Here is a 15631-nt window from a genome sequence, read left to right on the forward strand (position 1 = left end):
ATTTCAAACGTCCTGTGCCAGGTGGGTGGAGTTTACCTGAATCCTGTAAAAGAAGGGACCCCGGTAGAGCGTTACCAGCCGGTATCCCGTGATGTTCAACGGGCTTCCATGCGTTGGACTATCAAGCAATTGAGAGATAGCGACTGGTTGAATGACAAAGCTTTGGATCAAAAAATATTCGCCCCGAAATATTCCACGCTNTTGCAGGGTGTTGTGGCTAAAGCATTATTTACTATTGCGCCGAGGGTTACATTGACGGCTCATTTGTCAAAAAATCCTTACACGGTTAAGGATTACTATGATGATTTGTATGCTGGAATTTGGGAACCGACAATTCAAAATAGAAAACTAACTGATGGCGATAAATTAATGCAAAGACTTTGCGTGGCTCAAGGGGCTGACGTTGTAGGAAAAGCTATTGCCCCGAAGAAAGGAATCACTGGCTTTGGCGATATGATTCCTGCAATTGAACTTTCCATAGATGAGGTGATTGAGTCGGGTATGGATAAAACTGGCGACGTGCGTCGTTACCGGGATCAGTTGAAAGCTTTCGAGGCTGAATACGGTCAAGGTCTGGTGGCATGCCAGATTGCAACATACAATGTCTTCGGTGCGGATCCTTACGGGTGGCAGAGAGCCGTGAAAGTTGATACCATTGACGAATCTCTGGGGTACAATGTAGATATGTTGAATCGGATTCAAAAATTGATAGAGAGTCGACTTGCTGGTGCGAATGCAGCAGATAGAGCTCATTATCAATCAATCTTGCTTCAAATAAAAGCATTAAGTAAATAAAATATTATTTTTCTCTACAAGGAGAGCGTGCCAGTCCATGGTACGCTCTTTTTGTTGTCCCGCGCTAAGTATTCAATGAAGTTGGTGAACGATCTTATTTTTCACCTTGAAATAATACTTCTCGTAAAATATGATAGATCATTGAAAGAAAGTTTTTTAACTTTTTTTATATTTGTCAGCGAAAAGTGTGCTCGAATATGAATACTGGCAAAGCGGAATTAATTGCGGGTATCAGAAACCGTAGAAACAATTTCGTTTTGTATTACGATGAGGTTGAGTTCGTTCTCTAAATATTACATGAAATGAACTAATTTTATTATCATTGATATTTCTTTGAAAAAAGAGCATAAGAAGCTTTTCTGTAATTTTTTGACGTATCTTTATAACATGGCGTCTACATGTAATCAACGTAATCATGAATGAATTTTTGTGCGATTATTAGACGGTGTAAATTTAAGGATTCAATCTGTGAATAGTATTTGGACACCCTACCCGAAGGTGTTGTAGAAAAAAGACTTTTGCCCTTCGTTTCCTTCCCATCCCAAATATCATTATACGATCGTTTAATGCAATACAAAAATAATAATATTTTCTTTAATAGAAAAATTTGTATTACATATTTTTATTTAGTGACACATAGCCTATTGTGAATTGTCTAAATGCGCAACTCAATATTTTTTTTACGCTATCAATTAATGATCAATTAATAACACAATAAATGGAAAAATAAATTTTGCTTTTACTCTTTATTTAACTCTCAGTTTTGATGAAATAATAATTATTAATTAAAAAATTTTCAATTAACAAAAATGTTTGTATATTGCAATGTTTTTTTAATGACGATCTTTTTTTGATAGGCACTAAAAGATTTTGATCAATAAGAATTTCATTGTGGTGCGGAAGTAAAACTAAAATATTATTTAAGCATGAAAAGATATACATCTATCCTATGTATCATGATGTTATCTGTCGGTAGTTATGCCCAGTCAACGGGTACGACTGCCGTTGATTCAATTCGTAAGCAATTTGAAAAGGAGGCAACACAGGCTGTTTCTGATTTTGAAGCATACAGTAAGAAGGCACGTGAGGAATACGAAAAATACGAGGCGCAGGCACGTGCTGACTATTCCCGTTATACCCGCTCTATCAAACAAACGTGGGGGAACGACAGCATTATAGATAACACCCCGACCCAATGGGTTGAATATAGTGATGATTACCAAAGTCGTTCCATCGTGGATTTTGACAAAGGAAAAATTCTCGTGGAAGTAGCACTTGAGGATGACGGCACGACAGATCCCACTGTGATAAATGCCCGTCTCACCGCGGCTATTGAGGAGATTTTGAGCAGCCGGGGATCGACTTGCCCCTACTTGTCTTCCGTTGACGTGTCACAGCCCTTAACTACAGCTCCCGTGCTGGAGGGTCTTGTAGACTTTTCCATGTACCGACCTGATACATCATTGGTTTCAACGGGTAAAGATCCAATTCCCGCTCGTGCAGCACCGCCCACGCCGACAGTGAAAGGGAAAAAACTATCTCTCAATCAAAGCCAAACACGAAAAGTAACCACAGACACGACGGGGACAACGATGGCTCGCCGCAAACAAGAAGAAGGTAACAAGGGCAACGATAATCCTCTTGCAGGCAAGCGTGAGGAAGCCCACCGGCGAGCCGAACAAAAAGTACAGACATGGCAAAAGGATGCAGAGAAAGCTTCTATCGTTAAAGCGATTGTCACGCAAAGCAAAAAAGAGACCGTTAAAGTAAAAGGGGACGACGGGAAAGTACGCCAAGTGGTACAGATCCAAATGAGTCTCGTTTCAGACAACCTTTCGAAAAACGCAACTCTCTACAAAGAATTCGTGGAAGAATTCTCGCGAGTCTTCCAAATAGAACAACCGCTTATTTTTGCCGTGATGGAACAAGAGTCCCGTTTTAATCCCGAAGCCACGAGCTGGGTTCCCGCTTACGGGTTAATGCAATTGGTTCCCACTTCCGGCGGATTGGACGCGTACAACTACGTGTACCGAACCAGTTGGGTTCCGACACGAAGCTATCTTTTCGTTCCTCGCAATAATATCGAGTTGGGCACAGCCTATCTCCGTGTCCTCATGAATCAATTCGCATCAGTTTCCGACCTGAATTGTCGCAGACTGTGTGTTATCGCCGGGTACAACACCGGGGCTGGAAACGTGAGCAGGGCTTTTACCGGGGCAACGAATTTGAAGAAAGCGATTCCGTTAATAAATAAATGTAACTACGAACAGTTGTATGATCACCTCACGAATCGCTTGAGCACGAGCGAAGCTCGGAATTACGTTTCAGGAGTGAGCAAACGACGGGAAAAATATCTCAAACCTTAAAAAGAAATAACAATGTTTTGTCCGGAATGTGGTAATCATATAGAAGATCAGAATATTCATTTTTGTCCGGAATGCGGGGCAAAAATAAAACAGGACAGTCATGTCGAGAAAAACACTCCTGACTCTCAATCCCAAGGAACGGGTATTCACGGGTTGATTTTTACAAACGTGGGTTTACTGGCTGAAAAAATGGAAATTGACGAGCAAGATTTATTGTCCATTCTTGATGAATTTATCAGACAGAAACGAGAATACGGTATCTCGTATAAACTCGTTGATGCCGGTAACTACTCTTACCAGAAGAGCGGTTTCTGGGGAAATAACAAGACGGTTTGTTTGACGCTGAATAGCCCGCTATGGGATTACATGGATATACTGATGGATGTGCATAATGGGGAGAAGAAAACGGGAAGCGAAATGTCACAATACCTATTTATTATAGGAGGTAACGATATTATTCCCATGCCGTGTATCCACCACTACATCCCGGATGACAGCAACGATGACAGCATTGACACGGATATGCTTTACGCCTATCCCTACGGTAAAGAAATGCTTGCTTTACTTGAAAGTCAGGAAGCGTTTAAATACGACCAGTTATTTTTCGTGGGAAGATTACCGTTCGGGAATGATGCCTCGCTAGAAGATTTGTGCGGGTATCTGGAACGGGATATCAATTATTCCAACGGAATCCCGATGAACGAGGCCTACGGGCAATGCGATCCCCATTGGAAGAAAGTATCAAGCCGCGTGGCAAACGATCTTCTGCAAGGTAATTATTTACGCAATTTAGACCGTTACCTGTCAGCGGATCACTACTATAATCGCCTGATTCTTTCTCCCATGGTTGTAGAGGAAAATGTCGGTCAGGTTTTCCACACGAATGCTTCCCTGTACTATTTTAACCTCCACGGCGGGGAGGGACGGGAAGCTCGCGGTTATTTTGGCGTCATGCTCCACCAGGAAAAAGACGGATGTTGGTCTGTCATCGAACCGGAACACATGATGACCTGTGAGGCTCCCAATATCATCATCAGCGAGGCCTGTTACGGGGGACGTTTTATCGGGTTGGACAAGCACCACAGCATGATGCTGGCATCCCTCTTTACAAACACGTTGACCTTCGTGGGGTCATCACGCGTAGCCTGGGGAGCCGTTGATTCCTCATCCTCTTCTGCATCAGACATTCCGGTAAGTTATGCGGATATAGTAGCCAATAATTTTATAGATGCCATCCTGAAAGGATATTCCGCGGCCGAAGCATTATTTATTGCCCGTAGTGTCTTGCTTCGGAGCACCATACCGGGTGATCCGCACGCCGCTCTAACAGTCGTGGAATTTAATCTTTTCGGGGACCCTACAACCACGATGGATTCCCGCTCAGGCTTGAAGTCCGGTCGTTTTACGACCGGGAAGAATGCTTTAGCTGCTCAAGATGCTAAAATAGGATGCACGGTGGAGAAAATCGAAACGGGAAACAGGGGTAACTCTATTCTTGAACAGGTGCGCGGAGCCGTGAATGCTAATATTCACCAGATACACGAGATGATCGGTCAACACCTGTATGTCAATTACGGTATAAAACCACGCCCGGTAGAAGAAATTTTAAAAATAAAATATAACAACGGACAGGAAGAGTTGAAATTCAATTACGACCTGACTTCCGAAAGGAAAACCCCGACCCGTTTTGTTGTCACGACAAGCACGGACGGGAAAATCAAGAGTGTTTATACAACGAGATGAAAAACTTAAGGTGAAACCATAAAACGCTATAACTTATGAATTGTCCTAAATGTAATGTCGTTCTTCGTCCGGATGTGAAGTTTTGTACTTCCTGTGGGCAAAAAATAGAGTCATCGACCACATGTACCCAATGCGGTTCCCCGTTAAAACAGGGAGCCAAATTCTGCATTAAATGCGGTCAGCGGGTAGTTCTTACTGAAAAAACATCTACGCCTTCGCAAGAAACTCCGTCAGACATCAATTCTGTCAAAGGACGTATTTATTGGAATATACAACCGGGACAAGTAGCCCGCGTGATCAACGAGGCAGAATTCGATTCCTATAACAATATTCAAGGGATCATTATCCCGGAAGGAACAACAGCTTATATCCGCGCCAACGGGCACACGATTGCTTCCATCAGCGGGGGCACGTACAATTTCACGGGTTCCCCTTCCTCCACGTTCGGGAGTACGCCACGAAAAGGCTGGGAATTTATCATCAACCTGTTCAAAAAACGCAAGAAAGAGGAGAAATCAGCAACGGAAGAGCTCTACCAGCAGCAACAGGATTCAATCCTGAAAAACGCACAAAAGGGGGCAGCCTTTTCAGTTGTCATTCTACTGGATAAATCATTCCCGCTACTCTTCGGTTCCCGGCAAGGGCAACTTGACGATTACAAAGATTTTGTCCCGATGAAGATACAAACCCGATACCTTGATATGGCATTGGGAGTTAACGCTTATTTCAAAATTTCGGACCCGGAACTATTTATCGTTCATTACCTGACCGAACGCCCAATGCTGAACACGACTGTCATCGTGGACGAGATCTCGGATAGCATCCGGAACGTGTTGCAAGAAACGTTGTATGACACGGAATTATCCTCCAACCGTATTCCCCAGGAACTTCATGCGTTACTTAAAGACAAGATCAACACCGTTGCGGCGGAAGCTTTCTTCGGGATTTCCGTCGTGCGTATTGTCGAGATTTCCGCCACTAGCGAAGACCTGGAACGATTCAGGGTATTGAGCCGCGAGCTCTATCTCTCGGAACAAGAGTTGGATTACCTTCGGCGCACGAATGACTTCAAGAACCGAATGGTCGACACGGTGAATGCACAACGATTGCATGAGGCTGCGACCGATCTGGATTTGGATAAACAATTGGAAGCGATTAATCATGACAAATTATTGCATGAAGAAGAGGTAGAAAAATTCAAATATTTCCTGAGAAACGAACGCATCGTACGCGAGGCTCAAAACGACAGCGAACGGGATGCGGCTCTGCTGGAAATCGCAAAAACGGGACTGATTCAGGAAGATGAAATACATGCGTTGCAGGATCAACTGGAAACGAACAGCTACCAACGGGGTATGTTGTTCCAGATGATGCAACTTCGTGACGGCATCGAATTCGAGCGTACCCGCATGGAAGGAGAAGCTGAAAAAGCAACCCTGATCGTCAAGAAAGAACTTGAATTGCAAGGTCTGCATGACGATTACTCGGATAGTCGTTTTTATAAAGAAGTTGAAAAACAACGTACCGTTGCCGAAACCAATCTGGATTTGGAGCAACGCGGTCGAGACATGGACTATAATGACGCTAAACGTATGCACGACATGGAACGGGAAGATGATGACACTCAATTCCAGCAGTTCATGGCGATGCAAAACGCGGAAGAACAGACGAAAGAAAATCAACGCAAGCATGATGCGGAAATGGAGCAAACCCGTCTAAAGAATGCCGAGGAAATGGAACGTCTGAAATGGGAAAATGCCAAAGAACTTTCCGATGAAAAAGTCTGGGCGTTAAATGGTGGGGAAGCTGCCGTTGCGTATGCAGAAAATAAGTACAGTTCGGAAGCAGAACGAGAAGCAAGCGAATGGTTGGAAGCACAGCGGCGAGAATTGGATGCCCGTTTGGAGAATGAACGAGCTTCGCGAGATTCCGAACACCGGGAAAATCAATCGCAAATGTTCCAGATGATGCGTGACATGATGACCATGACCGGAGGTATTCAAGCCCAGAAAGTGGATGAAAAAGATCGCCAGTTACATGAACGTGAAGAACGTATCCTACGCCAGGAGGGACGAATGGATACTGCTTATGACCGGGCACTGGATTACTCGACCCGTGGCAACATTCCGCAACAAACGCCTAACGTGCAAGCAGGACAACAAGGCTCTCAGCAACAACAAGTACAAGCACAACAACAGCCTGCGGCAAAAACAGTTGTGTCGATCACTTGTCCTGAATGTGGGGCACCGTTGGAAGCTGGAATTCAGTTCTGTTCGGATTGCGGGGCGGGAATCAAGTAAAACTATTTTTCAATTCAAAGACTAAAAGATATGACAACCATTCACGGAATCTTGGAATGTCCCCTACTGGATGCCGGTTCCAAATCGGAAGGTCGAAAAGCCATTCTGACAGATGATGACGGGAAAAAATACAAACTCTACCGGGCTGGAATGTTACCGGCGGGCGACCCGTTCTTCATCCCCTACGACGGGATGCACGTCGGGATTCGCGGAAACGAGGAAGAAGAAACGGGAAGTTTTCTCGTTACCTCCATTTTACTGGACGACGGCACGGAAGTTTTCCCTCAACCGGTGGAATTTCCCGCCGGGGAACCGATCGAACTTCCTTTACCCCGCAAATCAAAGAAACTATTGAAAAAGAAAAACAAATAAATACACAAAGTAATGAGCAAAGAGAGATTTTGTCCGGAATGTGGTCAGCCTTTGGAAGCAGATGAACGCTTTTGTCAGGATTGCGGGGCGGAAGTTCCGTTTGAGTCAAATACCGGTACGAATAGTGCAGAGGCCACGCTGAACAAAGTGAAGCCTTCGGAAACGGATGAACCGATTATTGGTGCGGGAGCACGTGCAAACGTCACCGGAGGCATCAACAAAACTTCCACCACTCACGCCAATATCAACACATCAAGTGTCGATAATTCTTCCACAGTCCATCACAACACGACAATCGTTATGGGAAAAGAGGGAACCGAATATTGTCAAGTATGCGGAAATCCCTTCGACGAGAGACACGCCCGGTGTCCTAAATGCGGGAAAGAAATTTGCTTTGATTGTAAAGTAAAAGGAAAGAACCGTTGTGTGGAATGTGAAAAGAAATCCATCAACGAATACCGTCTTGCTTTCCAGCAATTACTCCTGACGACCAATGGGAACATCGGCATCGCCGGGCGGCAAATGATGGATCAGAAAGCCAGGGAGCTGGACGTGGAGAACACGAAAGCCGATATTGAAAAAGAAATGACGGAAACATACAAGCCGACAAATAAAGCCACACAACCTGCCGTGGTGGACCTTCCTGCCCGGGATGAATCCGTTCAATCACAAGAATCAGGTCAAAAGGGTGTAGGAGCCTTAACTGGTGCGCACCCTCACCCCACTCCCCGGTCAGGCACGGGAAAAAACAAGTGGATACCCCTGAGTGCCGTCATACTCATTGTATTTGTCGGTTATTTTTTCCTGTCAAGAAAGGATCAAGCTCCCGCGGAAACACCCGTGAAACCTCCAACAGAACAAAGAGAGTGTGTTACACCAAAATCTTCTCCTGCCGCGAAACCGGAGGCAACTCCTCCCGCGACGACTTCCGTGAAAAAGGAAGAACAACCCGTAAAAGCAGAACAACAACCCGTGGTGGAGAAGAAAGATGCGGACTATGATGCCGGGAAGATCGCTTATGACGAAGGAAAAGGACTGGATGCCGTTCGTCTTTTCAAAAAATCCGGAAGCGCGAAATCTTATTACATGCTGGGATTAATTTATGAAAACGGTTGCGGTACGGTTGCCAGCAACGGGATGATGGCACGGAAAAATTTCAAAAAAGCAGCCGATATGGGAAATAAAGAAGCTAAAGCAAAATTGTAAACGATATACTATTAACCTCTAATTAAAATTTTATTGTTATGCTAAAAAGAATTTTCACGTGCCTGACTCTACTGTGTGTGGTAGTGATGGCGGTCAAAGCACAAGAAGTAAAAAAACCGCGGATGTATGTTGAACGTTTCACTACAGCGAATGGAGTTGGGGACGCGGACAGCGACAAAGTTCGTCAGACAGTTATGGCTGCCCTCAACAAGACAAAACGTTTTGAACTGGTAGACCAAGACGCCGAGTCATCCATGAAGCAGGAAGAAAAACGCCGTACGGATGAAAAAGCGATGAGTGACGAAAAAGCCCGTACGCAAACCATTTCCGCGGCTGCCCACGATTACCTCCTGAGCGCTAACGTGTTGGCTTGCTCCGTGAAATCCCAGCAACAAGACGGGAAAACCATGTATTCCTGCGTTTTGAAGTATTCCGTAACCGTGACTGAAGTTGCCACGTCAACGACAGTCGCGACAGCGACATTTGACCATTCTCCTTCCGGAGTAGGTGGTACGTTGGGTAAAATTTTGGATTTATCGGATTCACAAGAAAAAGCCATTGCCAGCGCTACCAACATGATTGCAAGTGATATCGAGGACTTCCTGATCAAGGAATTCCCGTTGGAAGGTACCGTTATTCCCATGGACTACGAGGTAAAGAAAGACAAGCTGGTGAAGTGTTACATTGACTTAGGTTCAGACCATGGCGTCAAGAAAGGAGATTATTTCTCTATTTTAACTCCCAGCGTAAGAGCCGGTCGCACGACGTACAGCGAGGTGGGTAGAGTGAGAGTGGAAGAGGTTGTTGACGGAACCATGTCACAATGTAAAGTAGTGCAGGGGGACAAAAAGATATTCACCGCCATGGACGCCTTTCAGGCTCTTGACGAGGCAACTCAAAAGAAACAGCCCTTGAAAGTAAAAGCGACCGTGGCTCCTTTATTCTCATTATAATTCGTTTTTTTATGAATAAAATAGTAACCATACTTGGTATTCTGATACTTCTCTTTACAACTTCCGCGAAAGCCCAAGAGTATCTTCAGATTGTTTCGCTGGAATCTGAAAAAGGGGCGAACGCCGTTTTTTCTTCGGCAGGAATAGCTGACAGTAAAAAAGGAGTTGAAACAGATGCCATCAAATCACTCATCTACACCCTGTTCTTTCAGGGTGTAGAAGGTGTTAATGACGGGAAACCCTTGGTTAGCAAGCCCAACGAGGCATATACCAATACTTTCTTCAACAACCTGGCTCGTTACACGGCTTATATTGTCAGTACCGAAGAAGCCGTTAAAACCTCGAAAGTAGGCGGGCGTTTCCAAGGAACCACGCGAATCACCTTGCGTCTTCGACAATTGATCAATGATGTACGAAAAAATACACATTACGAAGAGACCGTCGCGGAAGCACCCAATCCCCGTCATCCCAAACCGACCATCATTGTGGTTCCCTACAAGAAAACGGGAGAAAGTTTTCAGGCAATCCTGGAAAATGACAGTGACAGTCGTATTGCCATAAGCGCCGTGCAAAAAGGACTTGAATCGTGTGACATTAAAACGATTGACTTACAAGGACGTATCGATGCCATGCATCGCCGGGGGCAATATGAAGAAAATGCCGGAGCCGCGGAATCCAATGATAAACAACTTTTGATGTCTTCTGGTGCGGACGTTTATGTCACCGTGGACTTGATGAAAGATTACACGGCAGAGGATGCCCGCGTGGCACTGGTCATGAAAGCCTATGAAACTGCGAGCGGAACAATCTGGGCTTCGGAAGACGGCTGGACGAATCGTTTTCGTACCACGAACACGGAAGCCCTGTGTTCTTATGCCATAAAAGATCATCTTCCCGCTTTCCTAGAACAAATCATTAAAAACTTTTCCCTTCCCGCTCGTGTCGTTTTGCAAATATCCATCAGTGAAAATTCAGCGGGTTCCTTACAGGATGCTTGTTGTTCAAACGGGGAGAGAATCGTGGACTTTATCCAGAATTGGCTGGATCGCAACGCGCATGACGGTGATTATCATATACAAGGAATCATGGATGAATCAGCCATCTTTGACTACGTGATGATTCCCAAGCAAGACAAAGAAGGTTATAAAATGACCTCCTCCAAGTTCGCTAAGGCACTGAACGACCAGCTCAAAGCGCAAGACGTTTCGGGTACAATCCGCATCGATGGGAACACGATTTTGCTGATGCTGGACTTGCAATAAGTAATAACAATAAAAAAAGAAAAACATGCGAAAGATCATTTTAGGCTTGTTACTTTCGATATGCAGTGTTTTCTACGCGGAGGCACAAGAACCAGACTGGGTAACCCAACGCCCGACCTCGTCTGACGCTTACATCGGTATTGGTATCGCCTCGTTGTCGGAAACCGATTACATGAAAAAAGCAACCCAGAATGCCTTGACCGACATCGTTTCACAGATTGCCGTGAAACTTGAAAACAACTCTTTTTTACATCGGGTGGATGTAGACGGGAAAACACGGGAGATGTTGGAAGACAAAATTCATAGCACGATGGAATCCTGGCTGGAAGGACAAGAATTGAAAGGGAGCTACCAGTCGGAACAAAAATACTACGTGTATTACACGCTGGATAAAAAAGTATATGCCCGGAAGGCAGAAGAACGCAGGCAACAAGCGGTAAGGACAGGTATGGATTACCTGCAAAAAGGTCGTACCGAAGAAAAAAACATGAATCTTTCGCAGGCAGCCCAGCTCTACGGCAAAGGACTGGAAGCGGTGGAACCGTGGGTATTCATGGATCTGACGACAGAAGCGGGAGGCGTATTCGTGAATGTCCCCGTTGAACTCTATAACGCTTACGTGAATGTATTCAGCGGAATGACCATCACGACCAATGTCACGATGGTGGAAGGAGAGGCTTTTAAAGCCATTGCCGACCCGATCGCCGGATGCCTTTCCAAAAACGGCGTTGTTGTTCCGAATGTAAAATTGAATGCATCATTCGCGGTGGGCAATGGCACGGTCTCTCCCGCCATACAAACAGATTACACGGGTACAGCGGAATTCTACGTGACCAACATTACTTCTAAAGACGACGTGCAGGAATTGCGCATCACGATCGACGACTCGTTCATGAGTACCCTCCCGAAAGCATATCGCCAACTGTTGCAAAACCAAACGTGGCCCTCTGCCAAAATCACTATTTCGTTGAAAAGCGCACCCATCACCGCCTACCTGCACGTGAGCGAAGATCATGAACTGGAAGGGTGTGAACGCCAGATCAGCAGCTTGCTGACGAACAATTATTTTTCCCTGTCAGAAGACCCGGATGACGCCCAATGCTTCGTGGAACTGTCAACAAAGTTAGACATGGGAGAAGTCGTAACTGGGGGTGTTTATGACCTGAATACCTGTTATTGCACGATTGTTCTCAAAATTTACAATAACAAGACACAACAAATGCTCTTGAACTATTCAGCAAATCAAATTAAAGTGTTAGTACCGGTAAACAAGTCTGCTACGGCATCTATCTCGATGTGCGTGCGGGAAGTAATGAAACGAGTGAATCGTGAACTACCAAACCAAATCAAAAAACTCAAAATCAATTAAAAAGTAATATTATGAAACATTTTGTCTTATGGGGAATGGTTGTAGCCATATTTTCTTTATTAAGCAGTTGCGGTTCTTCAAAAAAGATTCAGGAAAAAAGTCCTGTTTCCACTTATATCTTGCCGGGAACCGATCTCATTAGCGGGGATGGCGTACTTCGGGGATGGGGGTCCGGCAGATCCGACAGCGAGGCGTCTGCCCGGAAAAAAGCCCAAATGGCTGCTTCAGCCGAATTGGCAGCAATATTGTCCAAAACCGTAGAAGCGACAACGGAAGAATACTCGACGATTTTATCCGAAGGCTTATCAGCAGAATCCAAATCCCTCCTCAACGATAAAACGAAGGTAACGGTAAAACAGACTCTAGCCGGGGCTGCCATCATATTCGACCGTTGGAGCAAAGATGAGGAAACCGGACAATTAATCAACTACATTGTTTTGGAACTCAAAGGAGAGGACTATTTAAAACAACTGTACAAGGAATTGGGTAAAAATAAAGCTACTTCAGTAGATAAAGATTTGTTACAACGCCTCTTTTTGAAGCACATCGACGAAAGTTCAAAAAAATAAGGTAATTATATACTAGATTACACATTCAATTTTTGTACGTAAAATTATAATAATAAAATATCTATTTATATATTTGTCGTTGGCTAAATTTAGCGAATTAAATTGTCGTTTGTATTAAACTTAAACAAAATGCCTATGTAAAAATCGCCAAGACTAAAACATATTACTAAAATATATAGCGTGTCCGCACCCTAAAATCGCCAATTTTAACGCATGGGACACGGTGATTCTCTTTTGTGGATCACTGTCCTCATGCAAAGGTGTTTGGCGATACCTAGGGTTCGGGATGGTGGTCCACGCTTTATGTATAGACTATTGTGCCACCTTTTGTCTAACATATTATACATATGATATATGGAGGAAATATTGAGATTCCTGTTAAAAATAATAGGAGGTATTTGTTGGCTAATGTGGCTCGTTACCTTAATACTTCCATACGTGATAATAGCTGCAAAAATATTTGATTGGATAGATATAAGCTGGAAGATTGTTGTTATCACGTATGTTGCTTGTTATTTTGCCAAATGGGTATTTTCTATCATTTGGGTTGCTATTTTTGATTACTAAAGATATAAATAAAGGGGGATCATTCCCCCTTATTTCTTCTTAGGCTTACATTTCAACATCCTTTCCAACATATGATCTATCTCCGTAGCCTTGGATGGTTTCTTGGGGATGATCTTTTTAGCAGGCTTTTTGGGAGCCACTTTTTTTGTTGGTTTATTTGGTGTTTTACTTGGCATCTTCTTGTATATATTGTCATGTAAAGTTAATCAATATTTGAAAAAAATCAATATTAATAAACTATACATTTACATTATGAGGATCATGTTTATCAACATCTTCAACATTAATCCCCTTTTGCTCAAAATACTTATCTCTTATTAAAACGCCTAATATATTGGTATATGACATTAAGGCATATCCATTTTTAAAAGCAATACTTTTGATTTTTAAAAAATCTTCTTCTGTGAAGAATTTTTCAGGTTCTGCAAATGCTGTTTCAATACAATATGTTTGTATATCGTAAGGGTTTTTACAAGTAACATCTTTTTCTAAATGTTCATATATTGTATTCCAATTATTGTCTACAATAGAATTAAGATTATGTTTATTTACTTCTTCTAGTCCTTTTTTCGTTAAAGAGATTGGACTATTACTTTGGGTAAGATTTTCATGCGAACTTTTTTGAAGTGATTCTATTGATCCTTTGATTATTGCAATATCTTTCAATAAATCAAAAAATAATCTATTAACATCATCAACCTTATTTTCTAGTTTTGTGCAAATTTTATCTTGATTATCTATGATTGTTTTATTGTTTTCCATGTTATTCTTATGTTCTGATCTTATTTGTGTGATATTTACAACTATCCAATGATAAATCCATCCTATTAATAAGAATATTAATAATACGGTTGCAAACGAACCCGCAGGACTCATAAGTATATCTCTCAAAAGTTCAATCATACCTTTTCATGCTTAAATGCTACTACAAAGGTATGATTTAATTGATTAAATTGTAACTAAAATTATAGTATAATTATAATAAAAATAGTAATTAGCTTGTATCTAATAACATATAAAATTTAGTTTATGCTACTAACTCCTTATACGTTATTCTGTGATTTGTGTTTTGCAAGAAGTAATTAAACATCTCCGGTGGTGTCATTTCTCTAGTATTACGCCGGAAGACAAATTCCCACATGTATTTTTGCAAGTGCTTTGGGCTGGTATAATGATACATACCTATAATACCTCTCTTTACTATTCCCCAAAAACCTTCAACGGTATTCGTGTAAACATCCTCGTGCCCGTATATCCCCTTCCCGTGATCCACGAAATCATGAACGTAAATTTCCTTGACATTGTTATAGCCGCACCACTCGTCCGAGTACAATGTAGCGTTAGTGTTCACGGTATTCAATATAGCGGGCGTAAGGCTTTCTTTTGAAGTGTCTTTAATCACGTGAGCGACTGCCTTTCCACCCCTTTCAATCATCCCTATGACTGGCGTCTTGTCCTTGAAAGAACGTCCTTGGCACTTTTTCACTTTTTTATCCTTGTGCCTGTTTTTGTTCTTGCCACCGACAAAAGTTTCATCAACTTCCACGATGCCGGAGAGTTCACTATCATTTTCAAAAGCGAAGCAAACACGTATCCGGTGCAACATGAACCAAGCTGTCTTCTGTGTCACTCCAATGTCACGGGATAATTGGCAAGATGAAACGCCTTTTTTATGTGATAAGGTCATCCACACAGCCATGAACCACTTCTTTAATGAAATTTTAGAACCTTCAAAAAGAGTTCCGGTCTTGACGTTGAAATATTTCCCGGTATTCTTGCATCGGTATTTGTGTCCCTTGCACTGGTAGACCACTGAATCGGGGTCAAAAGGAGAAAGGATGCCGTCATGCCACCTTAAATATTCAAGATGCTCAATGCAGGATTCTTCCGTGGGAAAGAATTTGTCTAAATCTGCTAATGACTTGAACTTTTCTAGTTGTAACATAACGGCTTTTCTTTTAACAAATATAGTAAAAAGAAGGGAGTCGGAAAAATTTATTTGGTGTAATCTTCTATATAGTTACCAAAAATAAATAATCATTCAACACGGGTGTGTTAAAAATCTTTTTTCACCTTAAAACTCCTCCGTCGGCTTCGCCGCCACCTCCTCTATAAACAGAGGAGGTGTT

The 15631-nt window shown here is 42.9% G+C and carries 12 protein-coding genes; 10 read left to right on the plus strand and 2 right to left on the minus strand.

Annotation, left to right across the window (positions count from 1 at the left end; all coding sequences use genetic code 11):
• Positions 1-12: 12 nt before the first annotated feature.
• From A3CY_RS21280 to A3CY_RS0115535, 10 genes are all read left to right on the plus strand, one after another.
• Positions 13-795: a zinc-dependent metalloprotease gene (locus A3CY_RS21280; RefSeq protein ID WP_449374807.1), complete on the plus strand. Its 783-nt coding sequence runs from the start codon at positions 13-15 to the stop codon at positions 793-795.
• 926 nt (positions 796-1721) lie between these two features.
• Positions 1722-3161 (plus strand): murein transglycosylase domain-containing protein, encoded by a 1440-nt coding sequence (locus A3CY_RS22195; RefSeq protein WP_081619484.1) that lies wholly within the window; start codon positions 1722-1724, stop codon positions 3159-3161.
• Positions 3162-3173: 12 nt separating this feature from the next.
• Positions 3174-4904 (plus strand): C25 family cysteine peptidase, encoded by a 1731-nt coding sequence (locus A3CY_RS23195; RefSeq protein ID WP_018338850.1) that lies wholly within the window; start codon positions 3174-3176, stop codon positions 4902-4904.
• A 35-nt stretch (positions 4905-4939) separates the two neighbouring features.
• A complete protein-coding gene (locus A3CY_RS21290) occupies positions 4940-7204 on the plus strand; it encodes a zinc-ribbon domain-containing protein (RefSeq protein ID WP_020518690.1) in 2265 nt (754 codons plus the stop codon).
• Between the two features lie 30 nt (positions 7205-7234).
• Complete coding sequence (locus tag A3CY_RS0115510; protein ID WP_018338851.1) at positions 7235-7576, plus strand: hypothetical protein; 342 nt, start codon at positions 7235-7237, stop codon at positions 7574-7576.
• A 12-nt stretch (positions 7577-7588) separates the two neighbouring features.
• Complete coding sequence (locus A3CY_RS0115515) at positions 7589-8782, plus strand: zinc-ribbon domain-containing protein (RefSeq protein WP_018338852.1); 1194 nt, start codon at positions 7589-7591, stop codon at positions 8780-8782.
• A gap of 38 nt (positions 8783-8820) precedes the next feature.
• On the plus strand, positions 8821-9735 hold the full coding sequence (locus A3CY_RS0115520) for a hypothetical protein (protein ID WP_155828399.1): 915 nt from the start codon (positions 8821-8823) through the stop codon (positions 9733-9735).
• A gap of 11 nt (positions 9736-9746) precedes the next feature.
• Complete coding sequence (locus A3CY_RS0115525; RefSeq protein ID WP_018338854.1) at positions 9747-10997, plus strand: DUF6175 family protein; 1251 nt, start codon at positions 9747-9749, stop codon at positions 10995-10997.
• Positions 10998-11022: 25 nt separating this feature from the next.
• Positions 11023-12366 carry an LPP20 family lipoprotein gene (locus A3CY_RS0115530; protein WP_018338855.1) on the plus strand — a complete coding sequence of 448 codons (1344 nt, stop codon included), beginning with the start codon at positions 11023-11025 and terminating at the stop codon, positions 12364-12366.
• A gap of 11 nt (positions 12367-12377) precedes the next feature.
• The gene (locus A3CY_RS0115535) at positions 12378-12935 is read left to right on the plus strand and encodes a hypothetical protein (RefSeq protein WP_026207741.1); all 558 of its coding nucleotides are present in this window, start codon (positions 12378-12380) and stop codon (positions 12933-12935) included.
• An 804-nt stretch (positions 12936-13739) separates the two neighbouring features.
• On the opposite strand, the gene A3CY_RS0115550 is transcribed toward A3CY_RS0115535, so the two are convergent.
• Together A3CY_RS0115550 and A3CY_RS0115555 are read right to left on the minus strand one after the other, a co-directional pair.
• Positions 13740-14405: a hypothetical protein gene (locus tag A3CY_RS0115550; RefSeq protein WP_018338859.1), complete on the minus strand. Its 666-nt coding sequence runs from the start codon at positions 14403-14405 to the stop codon at positions 13740-13742.
• Positions 14406-14529: 124 nt separating this feature from the next.
• A complete protein-coding gene (locus tag A3CY_RS0115555; RefSeq protein WP_018338860.1) occupies positions 14530-15447 on the minus strand; it encodes an IS1595 family transposase in 918 nt (305 codons plus the stop codon).
• Positions 15448-15631: the final 184 nt, after the last annotated feature.

Source organism: Butyricimonas synergistica DSM 23225 (assembly GCF_000379665.1).
GTDB lineage: Bacteria > Bacteroidota > Bacteroidia > Bacteroidales > Marinifilaceae > Butyricimonas > Butyricimonas synergistica.

Excerpts from the sequence above, each read along its gene's own strand:
- A3CY_RS0115525 (WP_018338854.1), top strand. The coding sequence starts at position 9,747 with ATGAATAAAATAGTAACCATACTTGGTATTCTGATACTTCTCTTTACA.
- A3CY_RS0115555 (WP_018338860.1), bottom strand. The coding sequence starts at position 15,447 with ATGTTACAACTAGAAAAGTTCAAGTCATTAGCAGATTTAGACAAATTC.
- A3CY_RS0115515 (WP_018338852.1), top strand. The coding sequence starts at position 7,589 with ATGAGCAAAGAGAGATTTTGTCCGGAATGTGGTCAGCCTTTGGAAGCA.
- A3CY_RS0115510 (WP_018338851.1), top strand. The coding sequence starts at position 7,235 with ATGACAACCATTCACGGAATCTTGGAATGTCCCCTACTGGATGCCGGT.
- A3CY_RS21290 (WP_020518690.1), top strand. The coding sequence starts at position 4,940 with ATGAATTGTCCTAAATGTAATGTCGTTCTTCGTCCGGATGTGAAGTTT.
- A3CY_RS0115550 (WP_018338859.1), bottom strand. The coding sequence starts at position 14,405 with ATGATTGAACTTTTGAGAGATATACTTATGAGTCCTGCGGGTTCGTTT.
- A3CY_RS0115535 (WP_026207741.1), top strand. The coding sequence starts at position 12,378 with ATGAAACATTTTGTCTTATGGGGAATGGTTGTAGCCATATTTTCTTTA.
- A3CY_RS0115520 (WP_155828399.1), top strand. The coding sequence starts at position 8,821 with ATGCTAAAAAGAATTTTCACGTGCCTGACTCTACTGTGTGTGGTAGTG.
- A3CY_RS22195 (WP_081619484.1), top strand. The coding sequence starts at position 1,722 with ATGAAAAGATATACATCTATCCTATGTATCATGATGTTATCTGTCGGT.
- A3CY_RS23195 (WP_018338850.1), top strand. The coding sequence starts at position 3,174 with ATGTTTTGTCCGGAATGTGGTAATCATATAGAAGATCAGAATATTCAT.
- A3CY_RS0115530 (WP_018338855.1), top strand. The coding sequence starts at position 11,023 with ATGCGAAAGATCATTTTAGGCTTGTTACTTTCGATATGCAGTGTTTTC.